The organism is Bacillus haimaensis, from assembly GCF_048270625.1.
Lineage (GTDB): Bacteria > Bacillota > Bacilli > Bacillales > Bacillaceae_I > Sutcliffiella_A > Sutcliffiella_A haimaensis.
The window spans coordinates 1,538,675-1,562,110 of record NZ_CP158164.1 but is presented as its reverse complement, the minus strand read 5'-3'; the positions used below and the strand labels follow the sequence as shown (position 1 = coordinate 1,562,110).

Here is a 23,436-nt window from a genome sequence, read left to right as displayed (position 1 = left end):
AAAAGTATGTTCTATTTTTTTTCGTACACATTAGTAATAGTAACTTTCATAGGAAAAAGGTGAGGCACTGATGGTTCAGGCATTGTTTTGGGGAGCAATTGCAGGTCTATCTCTGATTTTGGGAGCAATTGTAGGTCTGTTTGTACCTTTACCACGAAAATTGACCGGGTTTATTATGGCGTTCGGGACAGGAGTTCTCATTGGTGCCGCTGCGTTTGAACTATTGGGTGAAATAGAAGTGGCTTCAGGCTACAGCTATGCTATATTTGGATTTCTTATCGGAGCGATACTATTTACCGCAGCAGAATTGCTGATCAGTAAAAAAGGCGGTAAAGAACGGAAACGTTCCAAAGAAAAAGAGAGCAATCATTCAGGCATGGCAATTTTTATCGGTTCCATCATTGACGCCATTCCTGAGTCCATCATAATCGGAGTCAGTATCCTGAAGGATCATACAGTAAGCTGGGTCATTGTCCTGGCCATTTTCATCAGTAATTTTCCTGAAGCTCTTTCAAGCTCTGTCGGATTAAAGAAGGATGGATATACCACCAGAAAAATTCTGTTTATGTGGATTATTGTCTTCGGCTTAACCTCGCTAAGCTCATTTATGGGCTATGTGACATTCAAGGAACTGAGCGGGGAGTATATGTATCTTGTCAGTGGCTTGGCTGCAGGCGGCATTATAGCGATGGTTGCATCCACGATGATGCCGGAAGCCTTTGAAGAAGGCGGTCCAGTTGTCGGGCTTCTCTCGGCACTCGGACTTCTTTGCTCGTATATATTATCTAGCGGCATCATATAAAAACCCCGCAAGCAAAAATATCGCGGGGTCCTGTCGTCCTATTGTTTAATGGCTCTATCAAAAAACTCTTCAAGGGTAAGATCATGTGTATGGATATACTCTGCTACCTCTTTCCCGACATAACGCAGGTGCCAAGGTTCGTACTGGTAGCCTGTTACGACTTCTTTTCCTTTAGGATATCGGATGATGAAGCCGTATTTGTAGGCGTTTTGCTTTACCCACTGTCCTTCAGGCGTTTCGCCGAACTCCTCCGTGAGATCAAGTGCATTCGATCTGCTTGATATGTCCATGGTAAGACCTGTCTGATGCTCACTATGACCTGGGATGGCGGAAAAGGTATTCGTTTTTTCTTCTCCCCATTTTTTTAAATAGCTGTTGTACACGCCATATTGGGTTTCATAGGAACGGTAGCCCGAAACAGCAAAGAGTTCGACGTTTTCACTTGTCGCAGCTGCAAACAACTCCTCTAAAGCACGTGCAGCCACTTCCCTCAAATACTTCTTCTCATAGTCACCTTCAAATGAAAATGCAACATTGGGAATGGTTAAATCTGCAGGCACGTAGTCGGCCGGCAGCGCTTGATTTTTGTTCACGACAAGAAGGATGTTATCTGTGTTTTCGATGACTTTTTCCTGATTCAATACAGTAAAGTACTGTTCATCCAGGACATACTCATTTTCGTTCGTCTGAGGTGTTTCAGGTTCATTCTCAGCATCTCCCTGATCACCTTCCGTTTCCTCTGGAATCTCTTCCTCTTCAGCAGGTACCTCTTCAGAAACATTCGCATTGTTTTCTTCATCGCTGATTTTCTCCCAGAATTTCCAGTCAATATCCTTTATTTGTTGGGAGCATCCACTAAGTAAAGAAACACTCACCAAAGCCGCAGCAATTTTATATTTCATGTTGATCTCACCTTTTATAAGTTGTTTATTTCTATATAGAATCGATTTATGTTAAATAAAAAATAAAATGCCTCACTCATCAGCGAAGCATACCTATACATTCTACCATTAAATTTTATTATCGTAAAAAGATTTACTATAGAAAAATATTACTTTTCGGCAAGATATGACTTACGACCTATTTTGGATAAACTCCATTTTCTGGTTCCTCAAAAAAATATAGCCCTTGACGATTCAAGGGCTAAAACATTCATTATTTTTTGATTACCGCTTCAAGTGCCACTTCCATCATGTCACTGAATGTGGTTTGACGCTCCTCGGAAGTAGTCTCTTCTCCTGTAAGGATATGGTCGCTTACAGTCAGAACGGAAAGTGCGTTTCTTCCATACTTTGCTGCAAGCGTATAGAGAGCTGCTGATTCCATTTCAATTGCAAGGATGCCATACTTCGCCCATTTCTCCAACTCGCCATTGTCATTGTAGAACATGTCTGCAGTAAAGACATTTCCGACTTTAAGGTTCAGACCCTTTTCCACTCCTACATCATATGCTTTTTTCAGCAAATCGAAGTTGGCTGTTGGAGCATAGTCCACTCCACCAAATGTTAAGCGGTTCATTTGGGAATCTGTAGAGGCACTCATTGCAAGAATGACATCACGAACCTTTACGTCTTTTTGAATCGCGCCGCAAGTACCTACACGAATCAAGTTTTGTACATTATATTCATTCATCAATTCGTTGATGTAGATGGAAATGGAAGGTACACCCATTCCAGTACCCTGAACAGAGATGCGTTCCCCTTTATAAGTGCCTGTATAGCCAAGCATTCCTCTTACTTCATTATAACAAACTGCATCTTCCAAAAATGTTTCCGCAATATATTTTGCTCGTAACGGATCTCCCGGCAATAGGATCGTTTCTGCAATTTCACCTTGTTTAGCTCCAATATGTACACTCATTGTGTTACCTCCTAAATACATAAATCATACTTCAAACATTATTTTCAGCCACAATGGATGCGTTATCATCCAAAGAGTGACAAACATTACTATACCATATCTTTCCCCTGTTTCAAAAGAATCTCTCCACCTGATATGAATTCATTTTCTGATTTCGGCAGAACCTAAAAAGGAAGTAAAACGAGTTCTGAAAGGAGATCCTTATGAAAAAGAAACTTCGTCAGGCTGTAGAGCATGCCAATGCGACCAATACAACAAAAAAGAAAACAGCGGAACCACACACTTCTAAACGCGATAAATTGCAAAGCTAGAACAGCTTTTACTAAATAAGCAGATTCGATAGGAGGAGTACAGATGGGAAAAAAACACCGAAACCGCATTAACGGACAGAAGAAAAACAACCATATTTCCCCAGATGCGATCGAGGCGGAGCATACTGCACATAAAAAAGAGTATTCGCCTAAAGGCCGAAAAAACGGACCCGGAAACCACATATAACTTTACGCAGGATAAGGCAGTCATCACTGACTGCCTTATCCTATGAATCCTATCTCATCTCACCTGAATCCTGTTTATTTTTTTCCATCCACCAAATTCAAGTCGATAATAGCTAATCCCGAACGTCCCTTCATCAATCATGATGATATCACCGGTTGCAATGAATCGACCTTCATAATCAGCAGGAATGGAGTCTGTAACATTGAACTTACGATATACCTTGCTGATTAATTCCTGGTGATTATTCGCCTCCATGGTCAAACGGAATACAGGAGCATACCCTTTTGTTTCTCCATATTTCGGTGTTTGCATAATGGTGACATCGTATTCTCCAGAACCAATCTTCATCATTCTTTTTATAGCCAACATCCTACTTCACCCCTCAACCATTTTTATACTATATAAATTAGAAACTTACCTTGTCGATTCCTTCATAAAAAAAAAGAAAGTTTTGTCGAAAAAAGCTGAGAAATAGGAAGTTTTGTACGAAATTATGTTATGTAGTCAATACCACCTGAGAATGATGTGAATTTGTGGGCATCATTTTCTTTTCCATTAATACAATAAATGGAGGTGGTGGGATGTTTTTCAATTGGTTCAAAAATAAAATGCAAAAGAAAGTAAATAAGTATAGCCACAAAATACTTACTTCACATGAGAAAACTACACTGCTACAAGAGTGGCAAGTTCCCCCTTCCCTATCTCCCCTATTGGAAAATGACAAGAAGCTACTCGATGAAATTAAGAAACGGACTTTTCTGTTGAATAGAAACAACATAACACGAACCCAAGCCTACATGGATATTTATTTGAATCACCCTGAACTACATTGGGCATTTCTAGCACATATGGTTTCTCGGAATGCAGGATGGAATATGACCGATCTTAAAAGATATAGCTTGTCAGGTTTGATGAGCTATGACCGCATTTCCGTCTATTTCAGCTTTTTGGAAAAGGGCAATCACCTTATTTTTGAGGATGCCTTCCCTCAGCTAGCTCTTTATACGGAAGGAAAAAAACAGAATAGAGACTTCACTTACCTGCTTGGACATTTAGGAGTCTCATCATTCATGTTACCTGTTTGGAGACTTTTCATCGAACAGCAGGAAAAAAACTCCAGGATGCTGACGGTTTCACTGATCATCAATGAACAGCGTCTTTTGGAGAGGCATGTCATGAACAACCCTTTTTACCAGCAGAAGGTGCTAGACTCCCTTACTTTTCAACTGCAGGAAAGGATGGGCTTCACACAGATTCTTTTTCCTTATCATAGCAGGGACGATATCGAGATTACTGGAAGCACCGTAGATAATTTTGCGAGCCTTCCATCAAGGATAGAGTTTGGAAAAGAACTTTATATGATCTTGTTTTCAGGAAAAAACGTACAGCCAGGTGCAGTTAAATTCGGAAAGGCAATTTTCCATACGGGTTCTCGCAACGATTACATGCCTGAGGTATTTTCAACGGAGGCTGGTAGTTTGAAAGTGTTCAGTCCTCATCTGGAAAAAGCATGGCCTGATTACCAACACAAATCATCGCATAAAGGCGATGACTGGTTTTCATTTGAGAAAGCCACTCAGCTTCCAAGCCTGTACACATTGTCAGAAACAGAAGATACCCCGAATTTGAAAAAGAAGCATTTAGTGAATATCATGCAGCTTTCAAGTCTCGGGGAGGTCCATAAAATCATAACCTGAAATGAAAAAACGGCAGTTTGAACTGCCGTTACCTGCTTTTCTTACTCAACTTGTGGGCCTAGTAGAGGTGGACTACCACCATCCTCTTCTAACCGATACTTTTACATAAAGGGGCTTTGAATGAGGAGTTTACCATGTCTAGTCGATGTCCATTTCTTCATCGATAATGCACTTTTCCAACAGATATTCAAACATGATATCGGCCAGTTCCTCGATCTCACTCTCCGCTGGGACGAAACCTCGTCTTACCAGCTCATTGTAAAAGAATTCAGCTATCTCCTCAGTATCAATGACCACTTCGATTTCTTTCACAATCTCACCCCTTTTTAAAAGGTTTATGTACTTCTTTTTAGATATATGTCTTACTCACTATAATAATCCATCTCATATTGGTTTTACCAGAATTGTTTGAAAAAAAGCATATTTATTTTCTAGTAATCATAGGTTTAAGTATGTTGGACAAGCAGGAAAAAACAAAGGGGGAAATATGATGAGAGAGTATATGTCACGTTTGGAAAAGCTAGGAGAAGAAGAAGTACTTTTGCCATTCCTGGATAGAATAAGCGAAAGCCTTGTTATAGTAGCTGTTATAGTAGGATTGCCATTTTTCTTTGTATTACTTCTACAATTCTCCTTTTTACTTTTCTAATTGGCTATGTTTTTTGTTTTCCATATATTTTTTTAGATTCTTGACAACTAGGTTCATCACTTCTCTGTATTCCTGGTCTCCAAAGATATCATAAAGAACCTTATAATCATTGTACACATCCAATAAACCGTCAATGATACGCTGATATTCCTGGTTAAACTCTTCTTTTTTAAAATGTTTGTTTGAACCTGTCATGGGATTATACAACTCCAAGCTCGTATTTTCTTTGTTGAACATATAGGATAATCCAAGTTTATGAATAAGGATTTCTGCATGATCATGATGGACAACCATAGTCAATTCCTCTTCGCCAGCTTCCAGCCATTCCCCATCAGACAGCCTCGTAAGTTCATAAATGATATCCTCCCAGGAATCCTCTTTATAACGCCAAATTTCTGTGCGGAATCCTACAATTTTGAATATTTCTTTTCCATAGCCTGTAACCTGGACGATATCACCAATAAAATAGAGATACTTGATGTCCAAACGCTCAGTCACCAGGACCTTCCCTTCATACTCGGACACAAATGCCAACGTCTCCTCCTGGTAAAGACCTTCGCTCGAATTTACCTCATATACATAAACCTCATCGATTTGCTTGACATCTGTCACCTTACCAACAGTTCCATATATGGTGATTACAACAATGTCACCCATTTTATATTTCGGTTTATTCGGTTTCTTTTTCTTCCCCATATAATCTATCTCCTAACTTATCCCTATGGCTTTGATAGTAATGTATTATATGCAGGAAGAAGGAAAAGCGCTAAAGGGGAAAAATTTTTTGGAATATGGATGAAGTAAAAAAAACACGTCCGCAACTCCAGCGAACGTGTTTTTTCACTTATCTATACATCTTCCTTATATAGCTCCCACGCTTCATCGAAGGTGGACATACTAGTCAGGTACTGCCCGTTCATTTCGAGATAGCTGCTGATTTCGTGGTAATCGGCAGAATTCTTCGGGAAGCTGTGATCATCGTAGGCATGGTTGGCAAAGATGCTGATGGCATCTCGCTTCAATGCATGGCGGTATTTCAACAGATAATGATAAAAAGACTTTCTCATACAAATACACTCACCCAGTTTTTCCTCTCATTCTACAGGAAAAACCGGTTGTTGTTAAGACTATTGCATTTAACTGCTGAAATCGAAGTAGTTTCTTTTGAGAAGCCTTGGTTTATTCATCAACGCAGCATAGGAAAGTTCGTTCTCCAGATCTTTAGTACTTATTAGGAAAAGCTGATCTTCTATTTTCTTTGTGATGTCATCTTCCTGGTATTCCATACCGCACGCCAGACAGCTTCGAGAAGGAGCTTCGGTTATTGTAATCGCTCTTGAACCATCGGGCAATTCCCAATACACGGTGTTTTTGTTTTCTACGGCTTCGTCAGCATCACACCATTTACATATCAAGTAAATCCCTCCTAATTGCCCTCACTGGTATTATCCACTTCTGTATACTTCTGCTGCTGTGCCTGGAATTTCTTTTCCTTCAATTCGTCCCGTTTGCCCCGTTTATCCTTTAATGTCGTATGGGCAGGGTCCGTTTCATAGTTCTTTCGGCGATTCAGCCTGTTCAAACCCTCTGGTACAAGGTTGAACTGGGAATCGTTCATCAGGCCAGCAATACCGATATTGGATCGTTTTTCTTCCATTTTCGGGTATATTCCTGCAAAATAATCCTCCGCTCGACCAGGAACATAATTTTCCGGTTCCGGATAGGTGGTAATCACACCTTCGAAATTACGTAATACCACTTTATCGGCACTTTGGGAGATGATATAGTTCGGCTGCACAGCAATTTTTCCACCACCGCCTGGAGCATCCACAACAAAGGTAGGAACGGCATACCCTGAAGTGTGCCCTCTGAGACCCTCAATTATTTCGAGCCCCTTTGATACAGGCGCACGGAAGTGACCGATGCCTTCGGAAAGGTCGCACTGATAGATGTAGTATGGTCTAACTCTAATTTTCACAAGGTCATGCATCAGCTTTTTCATGATTGGGACACTGTCATTGATACCAGCTAAAATAACTGCCTGATTGCCCACAGGGACGCCTGCGTTCACCAGCATTTCACATGCGAGCTTGGATTCTTCTGTTATTTCAATGGAGGTGTTAAAATGCGTATTCAACCAGACTGGATGGTATTTTTTCAGGATATTGCACAAATTTTCCGTTATTCTTTGAGGGAAAACAACAGGTGCCCTTGTACCGATCCTGATTATTTCCAAGTGCGGAATTGCACGTAGATTTTTTAGGATGTATTCAAGTATCTGGTCATTGATAAGAAGTCCGTCTCCACCGGAAATGAGACAGTCGCGGATTTGTTCATTTGATGCGATATAGGCAATGGCTGCATCCAGCTGCTTCTTTGGTACCCCCATGCCAATTTGTCCGGAAAACCTGCGTCTTGTGCAGTAGCGGCAATACATGGAGCATTGGTTGGTTACGAGAAACAAAACCCTGTCCGGGTAGCGGTGTGTCAGCCCGGGTACCGGTGAATCCTCGTCTTCATGCAAAGGGTCCTCCAGATCATATTTCGTTTTATAGATCTCTTTGCCTATTGGTACAGACTGCATCCTGATTGGGCATCTTGGATCATCCGGATTCATTAATGATGCATAATACGGAGTTATATTTAAAGGAATAGTTTTGGTGGATATTTTCACACCCTCTTCTTCCTCTGGAGTTAAACTAATGACTTTTTTCAAATCCTCCAATGTCCGGATGGTATTGGTCAACTGCCAAATCCAATCGTTCCACTGCTCATCGGTCACATCTTTCCACAGCTCTATATCTTTCCAGTGGCGGTCGGGTTTATATAAGTCCATTCTCATTCTCTATCTCCTCCCTTTCCTTAACTATTGCAATAACCGTGCCAACTAAGGAAGTTGCCTAGTTAATACTTATATATGTCAAGGGCGGGGAAACTGTTATTAACCTTGTTGGGTATTTTGATCAATTGTTGCCGGTTTTTCGGCACCATGACATTACTGAGACTTGCTTTCTATCAATCTTGTCATTTTGTATTGTAAGGTTTGTCTAGGAATCTGCAAAAGCTTTGCTGCTTTCTGAACATTGCCTTTCGTTTGACTAAGGGCTTTCTGAATACATGATTTTTCCGTTTCATCCAGCACCTGTCTTAAAGACTTACTTTCATGCGGTATAGACTGTATATCCTCTGTTTGAAACTTGCTTGGAAGATCCTTTTCTGTAATGAGGTCTTCCTGTGACTTTACGAGCACATATTCCATTGTATTTTTCAATTCTCTTACATTCCCCGGCCAAGAGTAGGATTGTAAGATCCCTACAACCGATTCGGCAAGCTTTTTCTTTCCGTTGGAATGTTTCAAAGCTGAATTCGTGAGAAAGTAGTTTGCAAGAATAGGTATATCCCCGGTTCTTTCCTTCAATCTAGGGATTGTAATTGAGCAAGTACTCAGGCGATAGTAAAGGTCTTCTCTCAGTTTACTCTCTTTTACACATTTTTCGGGGTTTTCATTGAGGGCCGTTATGATTCGTACATCCACTTTATGTGCCGTCACACCACCCACTCTGCGTATGGTTCCATCCTCTAAGACACGCAATAGCTTTGTTTGAAGCTCTAATGGCATCGAGTTCAATTCATCTAAAAATAACGTACCCCCATGTGCAAGCTCCAATAGACCCGCCTTTTCCACAGCTCCTGTATAGCTGCCCTTGGCTGTTCCGAATAACAGGCTTTCAAGCAGGGTTTCCGGAATGGCTCCACAGTTCTGAACAATAAAAGGAGCGTTTCTTCGCAAGGATTCCGCATGTATTCCCTGAGCCAGTATCTCCTTGCCTGTCCCTGTTTTGCCATATATGATAACCGGAAGGTCAGATGCTGCAAAGAGAGAGGCTTCCGCAATAATCTGCCTGCAAAATGAATCCACGGTAATGAAATCTTTTAGAGTAAATTGAACCTCTGGTGATTGTTTTGGAAGTGTATGCTCTTTTTTGTACATTTTTGTTTGTAGCTCGACAAGCTGATTGGAAAGCATTTTTATCTTTCCATAATTTTTAGCGATTTCAACAGCCCCCAACACTTCCCCTTCTACTACAAGTGGGACGGTTGTGTTGATTGTTTCGATCATGACTCCTTTTTTGTTTTCATATCGCTGATTTTGGTGATAGATGGCTTTTTTCGTTTTCAGGACTTTTAAAAGCGTGCTGGTTTGGTCTGTCAAGGAAGGGAAAACGTGCAGAATATGCTTTCCCATCACTTCTTCCCAAGTCAATCCATCATGATCGGAAGCAACCCGGTTATAGTATATGGTGATTCCATTCTGATCTACTGCATGGATTGCTTCATCTATTCCATTTAATATCCGCTCAAGCATTTCCTTGGATAATAGACTGGATTCCCTCAAATCGTTCACCTGCCTAATTTCCAGCACTTGATGCCGATTTTTCGGCAGAAAGGGTAGATAAATCTTTACTCCATACATTCATATCTTCAATTTTGTCGTAAATATAACAATTATTTTTCAATCTTCCTTGATAGGAATAGCCTGACTTATGCAAAACTGCATTCATTCCAAACGACAAAGCTCTTGCGATAGAATAGCTACAGAAAATTCGTTTGGAAACCAGTTCATTTTCTAATGCTTGAATGATGTCGTACATATACCCGCCTTTCCGATGGGAAGGAAGGGTGGCGCAGTCTGTAATTTCGGCATTTCGATATTCCATATTAATCCCAGCTGAAGCCGCAGCGATAATTTGTCCATCCGTCTCTAAACAATAAAAGATAGAGTTTTCTTCCATTTGCTCTTTTACATAATCCGGATCATCGATTGGGACTGGGTAGATTGGAAAAACACTCGCATAAAAGGTTGCAAGCCTATTTGCATCTAGTGATGTCGCTTTTCTGATTGAAGATGTGAATATCCCATTGTTCTCAAAATTCTGATCTTTTTTCCATACATCCTCTAGCTGGTGATCTTCCTCTACCCACTTTGTACTGGTGAATCTTTTCTGATCATGATATTTGCATAGAAAATATGCGTTGCCTCCCAGAAAATATCCAGGTATGCTTGCTTCAAGCAAGTACCCTTGTCCTAGAAATGAGGCAACACTTTCCGTTCTGCATTTTACAATCGTTTTGTGAACATATTGTTCTTTCTGCAGATCTCTTATGGTAGAGAAAATAAGTTTGAGGTTACCCCGGTAATCCTCAATTTTCAACCGTTCGTTCGTAAAATCTTTATATCCCTTCAGGTAGAACTGTTCATTTTGCACGATGACATATTCCCCTATTAATTTTCCCATGACAACACCCCCTACATAAAGTGTTCTATATTGAAAGAGAAAATCCCCTTCTCTTCTATACTTTTATTTTTATGGAGTTGTTTTTCTTCATCAGTAAGAAAACTTTTGTTGCGAATTCCTGAGCGTCTAATAAAGAATGTGGATTCTATTTCCACCTCCGCATCTGAAAAGACAGTATCCCAATCTTCCTCAAGCCCTGAAAACTGTTTTAGGTTGGAACGGTAATAATCTTCCCCGAATCCAAAAATGTCTGCTTGAAATTCTTTCTGCATCTTAACGATTGTAGCTTTAATGTACATACATAAATTACGATAGTCATGAAAGTGACCAAAGGATTCCTCACCGCCTTTTGTAGGTTAGTATTTTCATTTTTCAAGGGGATAGGTAACCATTGGAAAATTAAAGAAAGAACATCTGCATTATTTCTCGCCAAAAAAGAAACCGTCCTGCTTCATGCAGGCACGGTTCCCCTTGCAATACTATTTAGCCTTTTCACACCAGTCCATCAGCGTCAAGGCGATAATTTCTGCACAATCCAGCATGTTTTCAATGGAGATATATTCGTTGGGGTGATGGGCGACCTCTGTGCTGCCCGGCCCGAAGACGACGGTAGGAATCTTTCCGATACTTGTGAAAAGCCCTCCATCCGTTCCCCAGGGGGAGGCCTCTAAAATCGCCTCTTTTTGTGTCACTTCTTTATAGTTCTTTTTGATAGTTTGAACAAAAGGATGTTCCTCTTCAATACCTCCGGGAATCCATCGTGCCCCATACCATTCCAGGTCCACCGGATGCTCCGCAAACCAACTGTCGGTTTCCTTTAATCTTGATAACACTTGTTTCATTTCTTCTTGCACCTCATCGATGGTCTCTTCAGGTCCCACTCCTATTCTTCCTTCGAGCGTCACCAGATCAGGTACAGAAGATGGCCAGTTACCGCCTTCGATTTTCCCTAAATTAATAGGAAGAGGAATCGGGATTTTGGCATAGAGTGGATCCTTTACACGTTTGTTTCTGTCTTCCTCTAATATTCTTAATCTATCTATCACAGATATTGATTTTTCAATGGCACTTACACCTTCATACCTTGTACCCCCATGTGCCGATTTCCCCTTGACTTTCAGACGGAACCACATGGAGCCTTGCTGCTTGGGGAAAATTTTCATATTGGTGGGCTCAGGTATCAAGACAGCATCTGCTTTATACCCACGTAGTATAGCAGCAAGGGTTCCCGCTCCACCGCTTTCTTCCTCAATCACACTCTGGAAAACGACATCACCCTTCAGCTGTACCCCTGTAGCTTGAAGGGCCTCCAAGGCAATCAGCATTGCCACGTTTCCGCCCTTCATATCCGTAGTGCCCCGGCCATAGACCTTACCGTTCTCTATTTTCCCTTCAAAAGGGTCACAGTCCCACTGTATCCTTTCTCCTTCAGGTACAACGTCAATGTGGCCATTTAATATGAGGGAACGTCCTCCCCCCACTCCCTTCCAGCGTGCAACGACATTAGGAGAATCGAAAAAGTTCTCTCTAGTTGATACAAAATTCTCATTTCCCTTCAGTACTTTGCTCTCAGGTTCCCAAATATCAATCTCGAGACCGAGCTCTCTGCAAACTTCGATGACAATTGCCTGTGCAGAGCTTTCTTTCCCCGAGACACTCTTTTCCTGAACAAGACGTTGTAGCAATGTAACTGCTTTCCCCCTATTTTTTCGGACCCATTGACGAATCTCACTCGCTTTCTTTTCCACTCTCTCATCCCCTTCCAACACTACCAGCATTCAGCTACAAATCTACTCTTCAGTCATATTTAAAGTCAGAAGACAAAGTGAATGTTGCTGCAGTTTTCCCTTTCACCATTTCAAGCGTTGCGCCGGGCATCAATTCCTTTAAAACAAGTCCAGTGGGATACACTTCCAACACTGCAAGCTCCGTAATAATCATATGGACACATGTAGGAGTGGTAATGGGAAGTGTACAGATTGGCAGTATTTTAGGTCTTCCGTTTCGATCGCAATGATTCATCAGGACAATCACTTTTTTCGCTTTTTGCGACAATTCCATGGCACCACCCATACCCGGTACTCGTTTACCGGGTACAATCCAGTTTGCCAGATCGCCAGATTCACTGACTTGAAGGGAACCAAGAATGGTAACATCCAATTTCCCTCTTCTGATCATCCCGAAAGCAATTGTACTATCCGAATAAGAGGCGCCACTTTGGATGGTTACCGGGTATCCTGCAGCGTTGCACAAATTTTCATCTTCATTACCGGCTTCAGGAGTCGGTCCCATTCCGAGCACTCCATTTTCGGCATGGAACATGACATGAATATCAGGTGGAAGGTGATTTGGTACAAGAGAGGGGATACCGATTCCCAAATTTACAACCATGCCATTTTCTATTTCCTGTGCTGCCCTTTTGGCAATCAAGTTCCGTATGCTGGATCCCACACCCATGTCCAATTCACTCCTTTACTTTGAATCATGTGATCTACATAAACTCCTGGTGTGATGATTTCCTCAGGATCCAGTGTACCGAGAGGAACGAACTCATCCACCTCCACGATGGTTATGTCCCCAGCCATTGCCACAAGGGGATTTGTATTCCTTGCACTTTTATCAAAAATCAAATTGCCATATGGATCCGCTTTTTTTGCATAGACAATGGAAATATCCGCTGTCAGTGAAGACTCGATGATGTAGTTACGCTCCTCCACCTTGGCAAACTGCTTGTTTTTGGTGACCACGTCGCTGTCGATTCCCACATCTACCAGAATGCCTCCTAGCCCCACACCACCAGCCCGGATTCTTTCGACCAATGTTCCTTGAGGATTGAATTCCACATCAAGTCTACCCTCTGTCATTTGCTGTCCTGCAATCGGATTGGAGCCAATATGGGAGGCAATCAGCTTGTTCGCCATCCCTTTGCATACAACCTTTCCTATTCCAATCGTCGGGAAGCCTGCATCATTCCCTATTAGACTGAGGTCTCTCACACCTGATTCAATCAGCAGATCCACTAAAGTCGGTGGAGTACCAACTCCCCCAAATCCGCCAAACATGATGGTGCTGCCGCTTTTAAATAATTGGAGGATTTCAGCATAGTCCTTCATTTTCCCAAATGTATTTTCTATTTTTTCCACCCATCCGCCACTCCTTATAGTTCTTCGTTTATTTCTTTCAGTGTTATTTCTAGGATGGAAACCAGTTCTTCTATTTCATTTTTTGTCACCGAAAGTGGAGGGGCTATGATGATTGCATCTCCTCCGATCCCTTCCGTACCCGCTGAAGCAGGATAAATGAGAAGCCCGTTTTTCAGTGCCTTATCAACCAATTTGATGGTAACGGCCTTTTCCTGAGAAAAAGGATACTTGGTGGTGTGGTCCGCCACGATTTCCAGACCCAACAATAATCCTTTTCCTCTTACATCGCCAATGAACGGATACTTTTTCTGCAAAACTTCAAGCTGTTGTTTCAGGTATATTCCCATTACTCTTGCATTCTCTACAAGCTCTTCCTTTTCTATATATTCCAAAACTGCCAAAGCTACTGCAGCAGATTGCGGGTTCGCGCTGTAGGTATGTCCGCTCATGATTATTTTGGATCCCTTCAGGATTGTCTCGATGATGGAATGGCTGACTAGTGTCGCCGCAATAGGAGAATAACCTGCACTCATCCCTTTCCCGATACAGATGATATCAGGTGTGACGCCCCAGTGTTCAATGGCAAACATTGTCCCTGTTCTTCCTATTCCTGTCATTACCTCATCCGCGATAAAAAGGATTTTGTATTTTTTACAGAGCTCTTCAATTATTTGATAATAGCCATCAGGCGGCGTTACTGCTCCTGCAGCCGCACCGATTATCGGTTCTGCCACAAAGGCGGCAATGTTCTCCGCCCCGATTTCCAGAATCGCTCTTTCCAGATCCTTTGCACAACTCAATCCACAATCTGGGTATTGGAGGTTGAAAGGACATCGATAGCAATAAGGAGGTTCCACAATAGGTGATTTATCCAGCAGTGTTTCAAATCGGCTTCTTCTGTCTGCATGTCCCGATAAGGAAAGTGCCCCAATGGTAATACCATGATAGCTTTTCCATCTTGAGATAATCTGGTTTTTCTCCGGCCTTCCACGTTCCTGCCAATATTGGATTGCCACCTTCATCGCCGTTTCGATTGATTCTGTCCCGCTATTAACAAAAAATGACCAGTTCACTTCTCCTGGAGCTAGCTTCATTAATTTTTCCGCCAGTTTTTCTGCAGGCTCACTGCTGAACTGGGAACGGTAGACAAATGATACCCTGCCTGCCTGCTCTGTCATTGCATCAATAACTGCTTGTACATGGTGACCGATACTTGCCGTCACAGCACCTGATGATCCGTCCAGATACTTCTTTCCGTTCACATCAAACAAATAGACACCCATTCCATGACTGATTATCGGATAATTTTTATCCAATAAAGGTTTGATCAAATAGGATTGATAATCCATAAACGATTACTCCTTTCCCTCATCTGCTGTAACCGTTTACCAAAAGGCTTTCGTAATTAGATTAAGCCTCCATATAACCCAAAATCATATGTCAGGTATAAAAAACCTTATTCTATCCTATGTACAGTGGAGCGAATTCTTTCATAGAAAAAAGAGGCTGTAACAAGGTCCATTTAAAATGACCTTGTTACAGTCTCCTATTCATTAGACACCCACCGGTTCCAATACTTTAAGATTGAAGAAGTATAAAAAAACATCCCTTGATAGCTTTCATCAAGGGATGATTTCCTACGCTCTCTGTTTTTTCAATTCTTAATGCTTACAGATGCAAGCGCCAACAATGATTAAAAGAATGAATAAAACAACAATCAAAACAAATGTATTTCCGCAGTCATGTGCAGGTGCAACATTCGTAGGGTACCCACAAGGTCCACAAGTGTAGTAACAGTAGTCGTGCATAATCATCACTCCTGTTTGATATTTACACTTCTACACTATGTAATAGGTGGCTGTCCTGTATGTGCATATGCCCATTTTCAAGGAAAATAACTAATCATTTATGAATTTTGAACGGCAGATCATTTCTTCTTTTCCATTTCATCTATAATGATAAGCATGTTTTTAAGTATGGATTCAATATGTGTATTTTCATCTGTCAGCTGTTCGATATTGGCACTTATCTCCTCAATACCTGCTGTTGCTTCTTCCATCAGGGCTGCAACTTCATTCGTATAGTTGTCCGTATTATTGGTCTTATCCTTTACTTGAAGGGCAAAATCATGAAACTCCTTGACGTTTTCCAATAAATTCTCCAAAGTATCCCCAATATGTACGAACATGGTGTTCACCCGATCGGTTGATTGAAGGTTCGTTTTCATTTTTGCGCTGTTGTACTGCAATTGCTGAAGGACTTCTTCTTTTGTGCTGTGGAGAGAGGAAAGGTTCTCGGTGATCTCCTTAGTTGTATCTCCTGTTAGACTCGCAAGCTTTCTGATTTCCTCGGCAACAACAGCAAACCCCCTTCCAGCTTCCCCTGCCCTGGCGGCTTCGATGGATGCATTCAATGCAAGCAGGTTAGTTTGTTCGGTGATGTTTTTGATATGTTGAGTCAGCTGATTCGTCTCATCGATTTTTTCAGTCAAGACTTGGAAGATTGAATCCACTTGCTTGACATCCTCGGAAAAACTACTCATATTTTCTTGCAAATCAAGAGCCATATCTTTCCCTTGAACGGCTGTTTTTTGCGAAGAGCCAGTATCGTCGTATAGACTACTAGACTGTTCAACAATATGATCCATCAAAGAAGACACACTGTTTGTCAGCTCCGCTATACCTGCAATCTGGTCCGTCTGTCTTTGGCTACCTACGGAGAGTTCATGAATCGTCAAGGAAATCTCCTTTTGTGATTGGATATTAACACTAAGTCTTTCATGAATTCGATCGACACTTTCCATCAATTTCATGGCATCATTACGGAACGCTTCCTGCTTTTGTTCCTTGATACGGCTTTCTGTTTTCATCGTTTCTACAATATTTTCAAACTGAGAGAAAAGCTTTCTACCAATGGTGATCTGAACATAGGTAACGACAAATAACAAAAAGAATAGCAGGATGATATTGCCGATCTGCCCCTCTGTCAAAAGATGCCCGTTCAGAAACGACCATAAAGAATAACCGAACAATATCATGCTGCAAATCCCGCCTATGATAAAAACAATACGATCAAAGTAAACGGTTGCAATGATCAATACAAAAAAGGGCAGTACAAAACCCGATAAAGAGGCACCGCGGTTTATAAGGATGAGAAAAAACACCATAAAGGTAACAACAACTGCAAAATAAGGCACTATTTTATGAAAGCTGCTCTTCCATTTTGTTATAAAGAAAAGGGTTATTCCCAATATCAGCGCAGCTAAGATTGAAAATGTGATCACCGGTGAAGCCGGGTAGATGACATTTACGATAAAACCTGCCGTGTACGAAAACATCACAATGAAAAACATCAGCTTGTTTTTGTTTACTAAATCTTGAAACTTCAACTCTTTGATACTTAAAACAGACATTTCATTTCCCCCACTCAATCAGCCAATATATTTTTCTGTAAGCTAACTAGAAGAATTCTCCACGCACGTTTATAAATCCTGCAAGATAAGGGGAAAATTGTTGAATTATGACATACAAGAGTTGACTACCCATCTCTGCTCCTGAAAAAAAAGGAATGGAACTCTATAAGTCCCATCCCAAGATGATGCTATTTTTGATTTCCAAAAAGATGCAGGTATTTTCCGTAGCCTTGATCTTCAAGCTCACTTACCGGAACAAAGCGCAAAGCTGCAGAATTGATGCAATAGCGCAGTCCACCCAAATCTTTAGGTCCATCTTCGAATACATGCCCCAAATGGGAATCAGAATTTTTACTTCTCACTTCTGTACGGACCATATTGTGTGTCACATCCATCTCCTCATTGATGATATGGGATTCAATCGGCCTTGTGAAGCTTGGCCATCCGCATCCGGCATCATACTTATCCAATGAGCTGAACAGTGCTTCTCCGGATATGATATCCACATAAATCCCTTCCTCTGTGTGATTCCAGAATTCATTTCTGAACGGTGGCTCTGTCCCATTATTCTGGGTTACCTCATATTGCATGGGAGTTAGCTTGCTTCTGATATCATCGTCAAGCTTTTTCCAGTTTTCCTTGATGAATTTCGCTCTGCCTGAACCGGTATGATACATTTTGTATCGAAATGGATTTTTCTTATAGTAGTCCTGATGATATTCTTCGGCAGGATAGAAAGTCGCTGCCGGAAGTATCTCCGTCACGATAGGCGCTGAAAATCTTCCGCTGTTCTGCAAATCCTCTTTTGACTTTTCGGCAGCAGCCTTTTGTTCTTCCGTATGATAGAAGATGGCCGTCCGGTAAGAGTCCCCTCTATCATTGAATTGTCCTGAAGAATCTGTTGGATCAATCTGAGTCCAGAATACCTCCAATAATTTTTCATAGGGGTATACAGATGGATTGAAGGTTATTTGAACGGCTTCATAGTGTCCTGTTGTTTCAGAACAAACTTCTTTATAGGTTGGGTTTTCTTTATGACCACCTGTATAGCCGCTGATTACCGCTTCAATTCCGTCCTGCTCGTCAAAGGGCTTGACCATACACCAGAAGCAGCCTCCAGCAAATGTCGCTTTTTCGTATCTATTCGTATTTTCCATACTTGTCCCACCTCTTTTAGTTATACTTAATTCGAATTATAGCAACTTACTCTTTCAATTCCTAATTAAAAGCACCCGTTCCAATAGGTTAGTGGGATATGGTAAAATGGAAGGATGAAATAATCCCTTCCATTCTTACCAGGAGGTTGCCATGAGCAAACAAATTGAAGTTTACATACTGTCCGGCTTTTTGGGGAGCGGCAAAACAACCCTTTTGACACAAATGCTGGAACAGGAACAAAAGAACGGTAGAAAAGTGGCAGTGGTAATGAACGAACTCGGAAAGGTATCCATCGACTCCGATGCCGTGCCTGAGAGTCTGCCGCTAGCCGAGCTGTTCGATGGATGCATCTGCTGCACCATCCAGGAAAAGCTCGAGTCCACCATGCAAGGTCTTTTGATGGATAAAGAACTGGATGCGGTCTATATCGAAACAACTGGGGCGGCCCATCCGATCGAAGTACTGGATACGGTCCTTTCCCCCATTTTTGCTGACCGGTTTTCATCTGCAAGAATCATTACTCTGCTTGATGTTCTCAGGTGGAAAGAAAGAGATGCGTTATCCATCCAGGTCAAACAGCTTATTCGTGAACAAGTGCGTCATGCCGACATGCTAATTCTGAACAAGACGGACCTGCTCAGCGAAGCAGAGGTATCTACCATTCTATTTGAAATCCAGTCCCTGAGTCCGTATGCGAAGACCATTCTGACCAGTTTTGCCAAAATTCCGGAGAACAGCTGGAGGCAGGTTAAGCAGATTGAAAAAGAAAGTCATCAGTCTGCACATGTCAATGAGAAGCTTCACTTAAAAACCTTTGTGCACCGCTTTACATCTTCCATCGACCTGGATCGATTTGAGGATTGGCTTCGAAGCCTGCCTGATTCCGTATACAGAATTAAAGGCTACCTGTCTTTTCAACACGCTTCCAGCACCTATCTTTTTCAATACTCCTATGGCACTCCTCTCTATTTGAAGGAGCCTGTCAAAGTACCGCTTAATTTTGTCATTATCGGGGAAAATCTTGATGTAGATTCAATAAAAGCACAATTAATGCAGCTGGAACAGACAAAAGAAAGCTAACCCAAGGATTCTTGGGTTAGCTTTTTTGGTTGCTTCCATTATTTACGATAATTGCATATTCTTTTTTGAGTTCACTAATTGTATAGGTAGCTAGAGTCTGTGGATCGAATGTGTAACCACCGTCCTTCAGCTTTTGTATGTAAAAGCTTCGCACATCATATACTGCTTGCTTTAATAACTTACCCATTCTTCTCACCACTCCTTTCACTTAGTGTAAATCATAAAAATCATGTTTTCCTCAATTGTGTAAGGATAGATAACACAAAATCTCCTTTTTTCAGAAAAGCATGTTAGCAATTCTTACAAAGATAAAGGAACGTATTGATTTTTTATAATATAATGGATGTAATGAGTGGAGAATAGGATGTGTGAACCCATGAAGCCGGAAGATTCTGCATCAATCAAAGAGAAAAAAGTCATTTCTATTGGTACTGTCCGTGAACTAACAGGATTATCCGAGAGGCAGATCCGATACTATGAAGAGCGTAAACTGATATTCCCTGCCAGATCAGGCTCTGGCATCAGGAAGTATTCTTTTTCCGATGTTGAACGGTTGATGGAAATCGCCAATCAGATGGAGGAAGGTGTCCAGACCCATGAAATTCGAAGGGAATGGAAAAAGAAAGAAAAGGCAAATGAAGATTGGAAGAAACAGATGCTGAAGGGGCAAATTCAGGCTCATTTCAAAAATAACAAGCAATAAATGAGGCTTTCATCATTGACGGTGGAAGTCTCTATTTTTATTTTCTACGCTTTCGCCCGAAAAACAGAATTTGCGCCCGATACTTTATGCTTTCCGCCCGAAAATTAAATTTCACGCCCGATAATGAGGCATTTCCGCCCGAATATCCTAATTTTTCGCCCGAATTGCAATTTCAGTTAATGAGCGATACTCACCAATTACAATTTTTTTAACCAAGGGCATTTAGGTTATGCTACCATTATCACATCAACTTTTTCGGGACGTGAACCTATGTTTGAACTATTATTGACGATGTTTGAAAGGCTGGGAATCATTGTAACAGTCGCTTTCCTCATGACACGGCTGCCTTTTTTCAGGCAATTAATCAATCGACAGGAGATTGACCGGAGACAACAGATTATCGCCATCCTCTTTTTCGGTTTTTTTGGTATCATTGGCACCTATACCGGACTCACATTCAGCACTGATACAAATCTATTCAATCGGTGGATCACAGAGTTGACTGAGTCGGAGGCAATTGCCAACTCAAGGGTGATCGGCATTGTCATGGCAGGTCTTTTAGGCGGCTATAAAGTTGGGATCGGGGCTGGCTTGATTGCAGGGATACACCGGATGAGTCTCGGTGGATTTACGGCATTCTCCTGTGGGTTCTCCTCCATAATCGCCGGGCTTTTAGCCGCATATATCAGAAGCAAATATAAAAGCAAACGGATAAGTGTCACCATCGCCCTTTTGACGGGTGCGCTAGCGGAGTCCATCCAGATGGGGATTATCCTCCTGACTGCTGCGCCTTTCGATCGGGCACTGGTCTTGGTGGAAAGTATCGGCATCCCCATGATTCTTGCAAATGGTATTGGCTCTGCCTTATTCTTTCTTATCATTTTATCTCTTATAAAAGAGGAGGAGAAAGCCGGTGCCGTCCAGGCCCAAAAGGCATTATCCCTTGCAGAGAACACACTGAGCCATTTGCGTAAAGGACTTTCAGTGCAATCAGCTGAAGAGACATGCAAGATTATCTACCGGGAAGTGGATGCAAGTGCTGTTTCCATAACCGACCAAAAACAGATCCTGGCACATATCGGGATTGGTAACGATCATCACCGGCCTCTTTCCCCCATCCAAACACATGTTACAAAACAAGTGCTGCAAAGCGGAGAGCTTTTGGTAGCGGGTAAAGACTCCATCCATTGCACGCATCCTGGTTGTCCCCTTGGAGCGGTAGTGATCGCACCATTAAAGAAAAGAGACAATACGGTCGGGACCTTGAAATTTTATTTTCCTGCTGAAAGAGATATCAATAATATCGTGATTCAATTGATTAAGGGTCTGAGCTCACTTATGAGTCACCAGTTGGAGATATCCGATGCGGAAAAAGCATCCAAATTAGCCAATGAAGCAGAAATTAAGGCGTTGCAGGCGCAGATCAGCCCTCATTTTCTATTTAATTCACTGAATATTATTGTATCCTTGATTCGTACTAATCCCATCAAAGCGAGAAAGCTTTTAGTATCACTTTCTCATTTTTTCCGGCAGAACCTCTCGGCAACGACTGTGAAATGGACGACCCTTCAGGAAGAGCTCAAGCATGTACAGGCTTATCTATCTGTGGAGGAAGCGAGATTTATTGATAAGTTGGATGTTGAATATGAGATTGATGAAGGTGTTCTGCATTATCTGATCCCTCCTCTCTCGCTTCAGCCGATTGTGGAAAACGCAGTGAAGCATGGGATAAGGGATATGGAACGAAATAGCAAGGTAGTCATCAGGATCAAAGAACATGACCATAGGATTGAAATACAGATCACAGACAACGGCAAAGGAATCCCTCCGGAGAGGATTGCGCTGCTAGGAGAAGAACTCGTGTCATCTGCGAGCGGCACAGGCTTTGGATTATATAATATTAATAAGCGCTTGATCATGATGTTTGGGAAGGAGTCGCAGCTCCATTTTAGAAGTGAGCCCAATAATGGGACCACAGTGCTATTTTTTATCGATAAACGCTTAAAGAAGGATGATTGGAATGAGTAGGAATATAAAAGCGATCATAGTTGACGATGAACGATATAGTCGAGAAGAATTGAAGCATCTACTTAACGAATTCCCTTTTGTTGAAGTGATCGGAGAAGCAGAGTCAGGGGAAAGTGCGTTGATCACCTGTATGCAGCAGCAGCCTGATGTTGTGTTCCTCGACATAGAAATGCCGAAAATGAATGGGTTGGAGGTCGCAAAAAATTTAAGAGAACTGAAACATATGCCTTTTATCGTCTTCGCAACAGCCTATCCCAATTTTGCCGTGGAAGCATTCCGCTATGAAGCAGTGGACTACCTCCTTAAACCCTTTGATGAGGAGCAGCTGGCTGACACCATGAAGCGACTACAGAGACTACTCTTCGAACCAGAAGAAGATTTACAAGTTGCTTCCTCCTCGAGGCTGGCTGTAGAACTTGAAAGTGAAATCCATTATATTGATCCACATGCCATTCTTTATATTAGCCGTGATGATAGGGTAAGCCGTATATATACCAAGGATCAGCAGTTTGAGTCCAAGCTTGCACTGAAAGATCTGGAAGAAAGGCTGAAATCATATCCGTTTTTCCGCATTCATAAAAGCTATCTCGTAAATCTATCCTATGTTCAAAAGCTGATTCCCTGGTTTAATGGTGCTTATTTGCTCGAGCTACTGAATAGCGATGAAAAACTATCTGTAAGCAGGAATTATGTAAAAGCACTCAGGAATAGGCTGGAGCTCTAACATTTTTATAATGAGACAGGAGAAGAGAATTGGCAACATGGCTATTTGCCTCTCTCTTTTTTGTATAATTTCCTGCAATTAGAAAAAAATAACGAAAAGGAGGTTGAGCCTGATTTATGACATCACCCTATTTATGTCCTAACTGTAAAACGAACAGATCCCGCTTTAACATAATTGAACAAGTGCCAAAATCGGTAAAGCTTGATCCACATTCAGGTGAAGTGCTGAATGAATTCTCCTCGGATACGCTGGATGCTTTCCACATTCCATACAAAGGACCTTCCTACAAAGTGCAATGTGCGACTTGCGGCCTGATAGAAGAAGAAAGATCATTTATTAAAAGGGCAGAATATCAAAAAGGGTAAAAGGCCGAGGCCTTCTACCC

At 41.6% G+C, this 23,436-nt stretch carries 27 protein-coding genes and 1 pseudogene; 9 read left to right on the top strand and 19 right to left on the bottom strand.

From position 1 onward, the window contains the following. The first annotated feature begins 70 nt into the window (after positions 1-70). Positions 71-802 carry a ZIP family metal transporter gene (locus ABN702_RS07965; protein ID WP_417900169.1) on the top strand — a complete coding sequence of 244 codons (732 nt, stop codon included), beginning with the start codon at positions 71-73 and terminating at the stop codon, positions 800-802. A gap of 38 nt (positions 803-840) precedes the next feature. Here ABN702_RS07965 and ABN702_RS07960 read toward each other — a convergent pair whose 3' ends face one another. Beyond that, on the bottom strand, positions 841-1,704 hold the full coding sequence (locus ABN702_RS07960; RefSeq protein WP_417900168.1) for a M15 family metallopeptidase: 864 nt from the start codon (positions 1,702-1,704) through the stop codon (positions 841-843). Between the two features lie 253 nt (positions 1,705-1,957). Continuing rightward, positions 1,958-2,662, bottom strand: coding sequence for a purine-nucleoside phosphorylase (deoD, locus tag ABN702_RS07955; RefSeq protein WP_417900167.1), 705 nt, complete (start codon positions 2,660-2,662; stop codon positions 1,958-1,960). Positions 2,663-3,016: 354 nt separating this feature from the next. Here deoD and ABN702_RS07950 point away from each other — a divergent pair, with 354 nt between their 5' ends. Then, positions 3,017-3,160: a hypothetical protein gene (locus ABN702_RS07950; RefSeq protein ID WP_417900166.1), complete on the top strand. Its 144-nt coding sequence runs from the start codon at positions 3,017-3,019 to the stop codon at positions 3,158-3,160. A gap of 54 nt (positions 3,161-3,214) precedes the next feature. Here the strand turns inward: ABN702_RS07950 and ABN702_RS07945 are convergent, their stop codons facing one another. Then, entirely contained in the window at positions 3,215-3,529 is a 315-nt protein-coding gene (locus ABN702_RS07945) for a YodL domain-containing protein (protein WP_204414382.1), read from the bottom strand. 212 nt (positions 3,530-3,741) lie between these two features. On the opposite strand from ABN702_RS07945, the gene ABN702_RS07940 reads away from it, so the two are divergent. Further along, complete coding sequence (locus ABN702_RS07940; RefSeq protein WP_417900165.1) at positions 3,742-4,857, top strand: DUF2515 family protein; 1,116 nt, start codon at positions 3,742-3,744, stop codon at positions 4,855-4,857. Between the two features lie 138 nt (positions 4,858-4,995). Here the strand turns inward: ABN702_RS07940 and ABN702_RS07935 are convergent, their stop codons facing one another. Continuing rightward, a complete protein-coding gene (locus ABN702_RS07935; RefSeq protein ID WP_204414386.1) occupies positions 4,996-5,169 on the bottom strand; it encodes a YozD family protein in 174 nt (57 codons plus the stop codon). Between the two features lie 175 nt (positions 5,170-5,344). Here ABN702_RS07935 and ABN702_RS07930 point away from each other — a divergent pair, with 175 nt between their 5' ends. Continuing rightward, positions 5,345-5,506, top strand: a complete 162-nt coding sequence (locus tag ABN702_RS07930; protein ID WP_417900164.1) for a hypothetical protein — start codon at positions 5,345-5,347, stop codon at positions 5,504-5,506. On the opposite strand, the gene ABN702_RS07925 is transcribed toward ABN702_RS07930, so the two are convergent. The 14 genes and pseudogenes from ABN702_RS07925 to msrA all read right to left on the bottom strand — a co-directional run bounded on the left by ABN702_RS07925 (position 5,495) and on the right by msrA (position 18,515). Further along, a complete protein-coding gene (locus ABN702_RS07925) occupies positions 5,495-6,202 on the bottom strand; it encodes a hypothetical protein (protein WP_417900163.1) in 708 nt (235 codons plus the stop codon). The two genes, ABN702_RS07930 and ABN702_RS07925, sit on opposite strands and share 12 nt — an antisense overlap. A 152-nt stretch (positions 6,203-6,354) precedes the next feature. Then, on the bottom strand, positions 6,355-6,573 hold the full coding sequence (locus ABN702_RS07920) for a YozE family protein (RefSeq protein ID WP_417900162.1): 219 nt from the start codon (positions 6,571-6,573) through the stop codon (positions 6,355-6,357). A 69-nt stretch (positions 6,574-6,642) separates the two neighbouring features. Further along, a complete protein-coding gene (locus ABN702_RS07915; RefSeq protein WP_417900161.1) occupies positions 6,643-6,921 on the bottom strand; it encodes a YokU family protein in 279 nt (92 codons plus the stop codon). Positions 6,922-6,932: 11 nt separating this feature from the next. Continuing rightward, on the bottom strand, positions 6,933-8,348 hold the full coding sequence (gene ablA / locus ABN702_RS07910) for a lysine 2,3-aminomutase (RefSeq protein ID WP_417900160.1): 1,416 nt from the start codon (positions 8,346-8,348) through the stop codon (positions 6,933-6,935). A 153-nt stretch (positions 8,349-8,501) separates the two neighbouring features. After that, positions 8,502-9,872, bottom strand: a complete 1,371-nt coding sequence (locus ABN702_RS07905; RefSeq protein ID WP_417900856.1) for a sigma-54 interaction domain-containing protein — start codon at positions 9,870-9,872, stop codon at positions 8,502-8,504. A 43-nt stretch (positions 9,873-9,915) separates the two neighbouring features. Next, on the bottom strand, positions 9,916-10,803 hold the full coding sequence (gene ablB, locus ABN702_RS07900; protein WP_417900159.1) for a putative beta-lysine N-acetyltransferase: 888 nt from the start codon (positions 10,801-10,803) through the stop codon (positions 9,916-9,918). 11 nt (positions 10,804-10,814) lie between these two features. Beyond that, entirely contained in the window at positions 10,815-11,102 is a 288-nt protein-coding gene (locus tag ABN702_RS07895) for a Ger(x)C family spore germination C-terminal domain-containing protein (protein WP_417900158.1), read from the bottom strand. Positions 11,103-11,282: 180 nt separating this feature from the next. Then, entirely contained in the window at positions 11,283-12,551 is a 1,269-nt protein-coding gene (locus tag ABN702_RS07890; protein WP_417900157.1) for a peptidase, read from the bottom strand. Between the two features lie 49 nt (positions 12,552-12,600). Next, complete coding sequence (locus ABN702_RS07885; protein ID WP_417900156.1) at positions 12,601-13,260, bottom strand: 3-oxoacid CoA-transferase subunit B; 660 nt, start codon at positions 13,258-13,260, stop codon at positions 12,601-12,603. After that, positions 13,230-13,946, bottom strand: coding sequence for a CoA transferase subunit A (locus tag ABN702_RS07880; protein ID WP_417900155.1), 717 nt, complete (start codon positions 13,944-13,946; stop codon positions 13,230-13,232). The genes ABN702_RS07885 and ABN702_RS07880 overlap by 31 nt, the downstream gene beginning before the upstream one ends. A 14-nt stretch (positions 13,947-13,960) precedes the next feature. Next, a complete protein-coding gene (locus ABN702_RS07875; protein ID WP_417900154.1) occupies positions 13,961-15,295 on the bottom strand; it encodes an aspartate aminotransferase family protein in 1,335 nt (444 codons plus the stop codon). Positions 15,296-15,607: 312 nt separating this feature from the next. Then, a pseudogene (locus ABN702_RS07870) lies at positions 15,608-15,685 on the bottom strand (YjcZ family sporulation protein); the annotation flags it as partial. Positions 15,686-15,873: 188 nt separating this feature from the next. Beyond that, positions 15,874-16,488, bottom strand: a complete 615-nt coding sequence (locus tag ABN702_RS07865; RefSeq protein ID WP_417900855.1) for a methyl-accepting chemotaxis protein — start codon at positions 16,486-16,488, stop codon at positions 15,874-15,876. 1,058 nt (positions 16,489-17,546) lie between these two features. Further along, a complete protein-coding gene (gene msrA / locus ABN702_RS07860) occupies positions 17,547-18,515 on the bottom strand; it encodes a peptide-methionine (S)-S-oxide reductase MsrA (RefSeq protein WP_417900153.1) in 969 nt (322 codons plus the stop codon). A 151-nt stretch (positions 18,516-18,666) separates the two neighbouring features. Between msrA and ABN702_RS07855 the strand changes: the two genes are divergently transcribed. Continuing rightward, positions 18,667-19,596 (top strand): CobW family GTP-binding protein, encoded by a 930-nt coding sequence (locus ABN702_RS07855; protein ID WP_417900152.1) that lies wholly within the window; start codon positions 18,667-18,669, stop codon positions 19,594-19,596. Positions 19,597-19,612: 16 nt separating this feature from the next. On the opposite strand, the gene ABN702_RS07850 is transcribed toward ABN702_RS07855, so the two are convergent. Next, entirely contained in the window at positions 19,613-19,783 is a 171-nt protein-coding gene (locus tag ABN702_RS07850) for a hypothetical protein (protein WP_417900151.1), read from the bottom strand. A gap of 189 nt (positions 19,784-19,972) precedes the next feature. Here ABN702_RS07850 and ABN702_RS07845 point away from each other — a divergent pair, with 189 nt between their 5' ends. The 4 genes from ABN702_RS07845 to ABN702_RS07830 all read left to right on the top strand — a co-directional run bounded on the left by ABN702_RS07845 (position 19,973) and on the right by ABN702_RS07830 (position 23,416). Next, the gene (locus ABN702_RS07845) at positions 19,973-20,299 is read left to right on the top strand and encodes a MerR family transcriptional regulator (protein WP_417900150.1); all 327 of its coding nucleotides are present in this window, start codon (positions 19,973-19,975) and stop codon (positions 20,297-20,299) included. 270 nt (positions 20,300-20,569) lie between these two features. Further along, positions 20,570-22,327, top strand: a complete 1,758-nt coding sequence (locus ABN702_RS07840) for a LytS/YhcK type 5TM receptor domain-containing protein (protein ID WP_417900149.1) — start codon at positions 20,570-20,572, stop codon at positions 22,325-22,327. Further along, positions 22,320-23,051: a LytR/AlgR family response regulator transcription factor gene (locus ABN702_RS07835; protein ID WP_417900148.1), complete on the top strand. Its 732-nt coding sequence runs from the start codon at positions 22,320-22,322 to the stop codon at positions 23,049-23,051. The genes ABN702_RS07840 and ABN702_RS07835 overlap by 8 nt, the downstream gene beginning before the upstream one ends. Positions 23,052-23,167: 116 nt before the next feature. Continuing rightward, positions 23,168-23,416 (top strand): DNA alkylation repair protein, encoded by a 249-nt coding sequence (locus tag ABN702_RS07830; RefSeq protein ID WP_417900147.1) that lies wholly within the window; start codon positions 23,168-23,170, stop codon positions 23,414-23,416. Positions 23,417-23,436 lie beyond the last annotated feature (20 nt).

Excerpts from the sequence above, each read along its gene's own strand:
- ABN702_RS07965 (WP_417900169.1), top strand. The coding sequence starts at position 71 with ATGGTTCAGGCATTGTTTTGGGGAGCAATTGCAGGTCTATCTCTGATT.
- ABN702_RS07960 (WP_417900168.1), bottom strand. The coding sequence starts at position 1,704 with ATGAAATATAAAATTGCTGCGGCTTTGGTGAGTGTTTCTTTACTTAGT.
- deoD (WP_417900167.1), bottom strand. The coding sequence starts at position 2,662 with ATGAGTGTACATATTGGAGCTAAACAAGGTGAAATTGCAGAAACGATC.
- ABN702_RS07950 (WP_417900166.1), top strand. The coding sequence starts at position 3,017 with ATGGGAAAAAAACACCGAAACCGCATTAACGGACAGAAGAAAAACAAC.
- ABN702_RS07945 (WP_204414382.1), bottom strand. The coding sequence starts at position 3,529 with ATGTTGGCTATAAAAAGAATGATGAAGATTGGTTCTGGAGAATACGAT.
- ABN702_RS07940 (WP_417900165.1), top strand. The coding sequence starts at position 3,742 with ATGTTTTTCAATTGGTTCAAAAATAAAATGCAAAAGAAAGTAAATAAG.
- ABN702_RS07930 (WP_417900164.1), top strand. The coding sequence starts at position 5,345 with ATGATGAGAGAGTATATGTCACGTTTGGAAAAGCTAGGAGAAGAAGAA.
- ABN702_RS07925 (WP_417900163.1), bottom strand. The coding sequence starts at position 6,202 with ATGGGGAAGAAAAAGAAACCGAATAAACCGAAATATAAAATGGGTGAC.
- ABN702_RS07920 (WP_417900162.1), bottom strand. The coding sequence starts at position 6,573 with ATGAGAAAGTCTTTTTATCATTATCTGTTGAAATACCGCCATGCATTG.
- ablA (WP_417900160.1), bottom strand. The coding sequence starts at position 8,348 with ATGAGAATGGACTTATATAAACCCGACCGCCACTGGAAAGATATAGAG.
- ABN702_RS07905 (WP_417900856.1), bottom strand. The coding sequence starts at position 9,872 with ATGCTTGAGCGGATATTAAATGGAATAGATGAAGCAATCCATGCAGTA.
- ablB (WP_417900159.1), bottom strand. The coding sequence starts at position 10,803 with ATGGGAAAATTAATAGGGGAATATGTCATCGTGCAAAATGAACAGTTC.
- ABN702_RS07895 (WP_417900158.1), bottom strand. The coding sequence starts at position 11,102 with ATGTACATTAAAGCTACAATCGTTAAGATGCAGAAAGAATTTCAAGCA.
- ABN702_RS07885 (WP_417900156.1), bottom strand. The coding sequence starts at position 13,260 with ATGGGTGTGGGATCCAGCATACGGAACTTGATTGCCAAAAGGGCAGCA.
- ABN702_RS07875 (WP_417900154.1), bottom strand. The coding sequence starts at position 15,295 with ATGGATTATCAATCCTATTTGATCAAACCTTTATTGGATAAAAATTAT.
- ABN702_RS07865 (WP_417900855.1), bottom strand. The coding sequence starts at position 16,488 with ATGAGTAGTTTTTCCGAGGATGTCAAGCAAGTGGATTCAATCTTCCAA.
- msrA (WP_417900153.1), bottom strand. The coding sequence starts at position 18,515 with ATGGAAAATACGAATAGATACGAAAAAGCGACATTTGCTGGAGGCTGC.
- ABN702_RS07855 (WP_417900152.1), top strand. The coding sequence starts at position 18,667 with ATGAGCAAACAAATTGAAGTTTACATACTGTCCGGCTTTTTGGGGAGC.
- ABN702_RS07850 (WP_417900151.1), bottom strand. The coding sequence starts at position 19,783 with ATGGGTAAGTTATTAAAGCAAGCAGTATATGATGTGCGAAGCTTTTAC.
- ABN702_RS07845 (WP_417900150.1), top strand. The coding sequence starts at position 19,973 with ATGAAGCCGGAAGATTCTGCATCAATCAAAGAGAAAAAAGTCATTTCT.
- ABN702_RS07840 (WP_417900149.1), top strand. The coding sequence starts at position 20,570 with ATGTTTGAACTATTATTGACGATGTTTGAAAGGCTGGGAATCATTGTA.
- ABN702_RS07835 (WP_417900148.1), top strand. The coding sequence starts at position 22,320 with ATGAGTAGGAATATAAAAGCGATCATAGTTGACGATGAACGATATAGT.
- ABN702_RS07830 (WP_417900147.1), top strand. The coding sequence starts at position 23,168 with ATGACATCACCCTATTTATGTCCTAACTGTAAAACGAACAGATCCCGC.